The following is a 4,711-nucleotide window of genomic DNA, read 5'->3' as shown; positions in this document are numbered from 1 at the left end:
TTGGTACATTCCATCAGATAATCTGCATTTTCTTCCCCATAGTCACGTGCATACTCCGCTCTCTGCTTCTGATAGTTTTCTCTCGACGGAGTAAATGCCTGTTCAATCCAGCCGCGATTGTACCAGTATACCCCCTGCATCTCTCGAAACAGCATTCGATACCGTTCCGCAGAACCTAAAAACAGCGAAATGCAATCATCGCAACGCGGCACGACAATCGGAAGCGTGCGGCTGCGCAAACCAATCACGCCGTTGGAACACAGACCATATGCCAGAACAATCGCCTGAAACCGCTGACTTTCCCGCAGTTCTTGATTTTCTCTTTCAATTTCATCAATGGTTTTCTGCAATTGTGCGCGCAGAATATCCGGCGTGTCATGCAGTCCCTGCCGCAGCCACCAGATTCGTATGATATTTTCACTCTTTGATGCCAGCAAATTGATCTCTCGATTCATCACCATGCATCCAATCATCGCAATGCGCATATTTCATCCTCCCCATTTTTCACTGGTACCAGTATATCGTTTCTATGTTTCATTCGCAAGTATTTTTGCCAATTGGGCAAAATTGTCCCATCGGCGCAAAGTCGGCTGCACACAATCGTTCTATCTTCTCGCACACTATCATGGTATACTATAAATAATCATACAAAGAAATGAGGCATACCATGAAATACGCAATCGGCATCGATACCGGTGGCACCTGTACAGATGCTGTTTTATACGATTTTGATACCGGAACCATTCTGTGTTCCAACAAAGCTTTGACAACATACGATGATCTGACGCGCGGCATCCTAGAGGCATTAGACGGCTTAGATTTGTCTCTGTGTCAGCAAGCATGTGCCGCCGGACTCTCTACGACACTTGCGACAAACGCCTGTGTGGAAAATAAATTCCGCCGCCCCAAGCTGCTGCTCATGGGCATCGACCGCAAGGGTATCGCGCGGTTCGGCGCAGATTACGGCTTTACTGATCCTGATGACATTGTATATCTTCCCTGCAAAACGACTATCACCGGTGAAATCACACAAGAACCGGATTGGCAGCTGCTGCGCACACAGGCCAAAAGATGGTTTCGTGACGCAGAAGGCTGTGCAATCTGTGAAATCTATGGAATGCGCAATAATGGCCTATTGGAGAAACAAGCTGCTGCTATCATCCAGCAGGAAACCGATTTGCCGGTTATCTGTGCCAGCGCCTTGTTTTCCGGTCTTTCCAGTCTGGAACGCGCCGCCAGTGCTGTCCTCAACGCGGGACTGCTGCCGCTTACTTGCAGCTTTCTCGATGCCGTCAGCCGCGCTTTTCAAGAGCGCAAGATTCACGCAGATATGTATCTCGTCCGCTCAGACAGCAGCTTGATGGGCTTGGATTACGCCGCACATCACGCGGTGGAAACGCTGCTCTCCGGTCCCGCTGCATCAGCGCTCGGCGGCAGTACCCTCGCGCAGGCAGAACAAGCCGTTATCGTAGATATGGGCGGCACAACAACGGATATTGCTCTGATCGAAAACGGATCGCCTCTGTTATCCGAAGAAGGTATCCGTGTTGGAAAATGGCGCACGATGGTCAAAAGTTTATTTGCTCATTCCTTTGCACTCGGCGGAGACAGCGGCATTCGCTGGGACAAGCAAGGGCAAATGACCATCGGCCCTGCGCGGATGATTCCGCTCTGTGTATTGGCATCCCGTGAACCCCAGGTGCTAACCTGCTTGGAAAATTTATTGCAGCGGATGCCATGCCATACTCTGCCCCTGCACGAATTCCTCACACTCAACCGCAAAGACTGGCGCACACTATCCCTGACCGAACAGGAACGTCAGCTGTGTCTCCTCTTAGAGCACGGCGCCGTGAGCGTAGAACAGACAGCGCAGGCTCTTGGCATCGACAAATACAATTTACACGCGGAAGGCTTAGAACGCACGGGCATCATTCTTCGCGCCGGGCTGACACCGACAGACATCATGCACTTGCGCGGCGATTACACGCGATACGAGCGGCGTGCGTCTATTCTCGGCGCGCGATTTGTCGCCGCTTCGATGCAGTACAGCCTGGAACAGCTGTGTGAGCGCGTGTACACCGAAATTTCTCATCGCATTTTCTTAGCTGTATCGCAAATGCTGTTGGAACACGCCTCACCCTACTATCAAAAGCACGGCATAGATGATGGAATGCAGCATCTTCTCGAGCTGCAATGGAGCAATCAAACCGAAAAAGGCTCTTCCATGCTGCAATATCAGTTCCAATCCAAAGCGGTCGTTGTCGGCATCGGCGGCCCTGTACATTTATTTTTGCCAACCGCCGCCAAAGCATTGGGTGCAGCATGCATCATTCCGGATTGTGCGCCGGTTGCCAATGCGTTAGGTGCTGTTACCGGCCGTATGACTCGGACATTGTCCGCAGAAATCCGACCGCACGGCATGACCATTGCGGAGGACACAGACGAGATCGGAGATTTGGAGGTCGTATATGCAGGAAATACCAAATATTTTGCCGAAGAGACGGATGCCATTGCTTGGCTGACCGAACGCATGAAACAGGACGCCGCAGCAGATCTTCGCGCGCAAGGCGCAACAGGCACCATCTCTTTTCATATTGAGCAAAAGGATCTGACTGCTCCCGCTTACAGCGGCGTTATCAAGATCTCTACGAATATTCGTGTAACTGCCGAATCCAGCTTACAGCTGGCGGCGAAAGAAGGAGAAATCGAACATGTTTGAACTCACGCTTCATCTTGACAAGCAAACACAAACCCTTCCTGTTGCAACAGGACAACGCATCAGCGAACTGCTGCAGCAATATGTACCAGATTTTGCTCTCCCCTGCGCCGGAAATCACACCTGCGGCAAATGCCGCGTACAGGCATCCGGTGCGCTGTCCCCGCTGTCTCATGCAGAGCAGACGCTTCTCAGTGAAGCGGACATCGCATCCGGCATTCGCCTCGCCTGCGACTGCACGATAGAGGGAAACGCCACAGTTTCCGTCCAGACCGAGCAAAATACTCGCATCATCGCATGGTATCAAACCCCACCTTTTGAAAAAACAGAAACCGGATACGGCTTTGCCGTTGATATTGGCACGACTACTGTCGCCGTACAGCTCATTGAGCGAGAGACAGGCCGGATTCTCGCTGAACGACTGGCGGAAAATGCCCAGCGCAGCTATGGTGCCGATGTCATCTCTCGTATTGAAGCGTGCAAGACTGCTGGTCTTTCTGTTCTTTCTGATCGCATTGCCGCGCAAATCGAACAGCTGGCGCAGGAATGCCTGCAAGAGGCTGGCATTTCTGCCGTGGACGAATCGGTTGTGACCGGCAACGCAACGATGCTGCACATTTACGAAGGATTAGATCCCGCTTCTCTGGCAGTATCTCCGTTTGCCGTACAGTCGTATTTCGGCTGTTTCAGCCGCCGAACTCTGGCTGGCGCACCGGTATATCTGCCGCGCTGTATCGGCGCATATGTCGGCGCGGATATTGTCTGTGCCATTCTCGCCGCAGATTTGGAACACGGCGGCACGCAATTGCTCGCTGACATCGGCACAAACGGCGAAATGGCATTGTTTCACGCGAACAAGCTGCTGTGCTGTGCGACAGCGGCAGGTCCGGCATTCGAGGGTGCCGGTATCAGTGCCGGTATGCCGGCAGCTTCCGGTGCCATTCGCACAGTATCGTTGCAGGATGGCGCCGTGCAGTACCAGACAGTTCAGGATGCACCTGCTGCGGGCATCTGCGGTTCCGGCATTCTGGACGCGCTGGCTGTCCTGCTGGAAACCGGTGAAATGGATGATTCCGGCTATTTAGAGCTGGAAGACGAAGATGCTGAGGCATGGGAAATCGGCACCAGCGGCATTTCCATCACACAAAAGGACATTCGACAGATTCAGTTGGCAAAATCTGCGATTTGCGGCGGTCTGCTTACGCTTCTGGACGAAGAAGGCATGGAACCAGCAGATATTCATCGTTTTGTCATCGCTGGCGGCTTTGGCAACACGATGAATCATGCTTCCGCGGCAAAAATTGGCTTATTCCCCGCTGATTTGCAGGAAAAAACCGTATTTATTGGCAACGGCGCATTGGGTGGCGCGGCAATGCTGCTGCTCAATCGTTCTCTGCGAGAAAAAACAGAACAGATGGCACAGCAAGCGGAAGAGCTGTCCCTGTCTACCAGTCCGGCATTTATGGATTATTACATTGACTGCATGGCATTTGATACATTTTAATATCTAAATTTATCGGCAAAAGCAAGAGGGCACGTTATGTGCCCTCTTTTTCGTGATGCGCTTTACAAATCTGCAAAAATTCCTGCACGACCGGAGATACCTGTCCACCTTTTTTCCAAATCAGCACGGTTTGTGTCTCCAACGCCGGTTCTTCTAACGTCTGCATTTGCAAACCTGTACACAGGCTGCGCATAGACTGCGGAAAAATTGCCGTGGCAAGCCCTGCTTCTACCCACAGCATCGCATCTCTCGCATCATCACACACGCAAAATATGTCCGGCTGGATATTTTGCCGTGAAAATTCCTCTAAAATCAAGCTCTCATACCGACGATACAAAATCAACGGACGCCCGAGCAAATGCCGCAGTCCCAATATTCCCTCTTTTTCTGTGCGGGAATGCGGTGGGAACACCGCGATCATCGGCTCGGTGCACAGCAGCATCGACTCCACATTTTCCAGCCGCAGCGGCGTGCGCGCAACCGAAACATCA

The 4,711-nt window shown here is 52.0% G+C and carries 4 protein-coding genes; 2 read left to right on the top strand and 2 right to left on the bottom strand.

The features are described from left to right. A partial coding sequence (locus ACR0P9_RS07885) for a DUF1638 domain-containing protein (RefSeq protein ID WP_432618970.1) occupies positions 1-485 on the bottom strand: 485 nt, incomplete at its 3' end. A gap of 182 nt (positions 486-667) precedes the next feature. On the opposite strand from ACR0P9_RS07885, the gene ACR0P9_RS07880 reads away from it, so the two are divergent. Together ACR0P9_RS07880 and ACR0P9_RS07875 are read left to right on the top strand one after the other, a co-directional pair. Further along, positions 668-2,719: a hydantoinase/oxoprolinase family protein gene (locus ACR0P9_RS07880; RefSeq protein WP_432618968.1), complete on the top strand. Its 2,052-nt coding sequence runs from the start codon at positions 668-670 to the stop codon at positions 2,717-2,719. Further along, a complete protein-coding gene (locus tag ACR0P9_RS07875; protein ID WP_432618966.1) occupies positions 2,712-4,220 on the top strand; it encodes an ASKHA domain-containing protein in 1,509 nt (502 codons plus the stop codon). Before ACR0P9_RS07880 ends, ACR0P9_RS07875 begins: the two co-directional genes overlap by 8 nt. A 34-nt stretch (positions 4,221-4,254) precedes the next feature. On the opposite strand, the gene ACR0P9_RS07870 is transcribed toward ACR0P9_RS07875, so the two are convergent. Next, positions 4,255-4,711 (bottom strand): LysR family transcriptional regulator substrate-binding protein (locus ACR0P9_RS07870; RefSeq protein ID WP_432618964.1); only part of this gene is annotated, 457 nt, incomplete at its 5' end.

Origin of the sequence: Butyricicoccus sp. (genome assembly GCF_050872565.1) — a bacterium.
In the GTDB taxonomy this organism is placed as follows: domain Bacteria; phylum Bacillota; class Clostridia; order Oscillospirales; family Butyricicoccaceae; genus Butyricicoccus_A.
Note: the sequence above shows the minus strand (reverse complement) of the source record. Positions and strands in the feature narration are given on the sequence as shown.

Bases quoted from the DNA above. Each gene is read 5' to 3' on its own strand.
- ACR0P9_RS07880 (WP_432618968.1), top strand. From the start codon at position 668: ATGAAATACGCAATCGGCATCGATACCGGTGGCACCTGTACAGATGCT.
- ACR0P9_RS07875 (WP_432618966.1), top strand. From the start codon at position 2,712: ATGTTTGAACTCACGCTTCATCTTGACAAGCAAACACAAACCCTTCCT.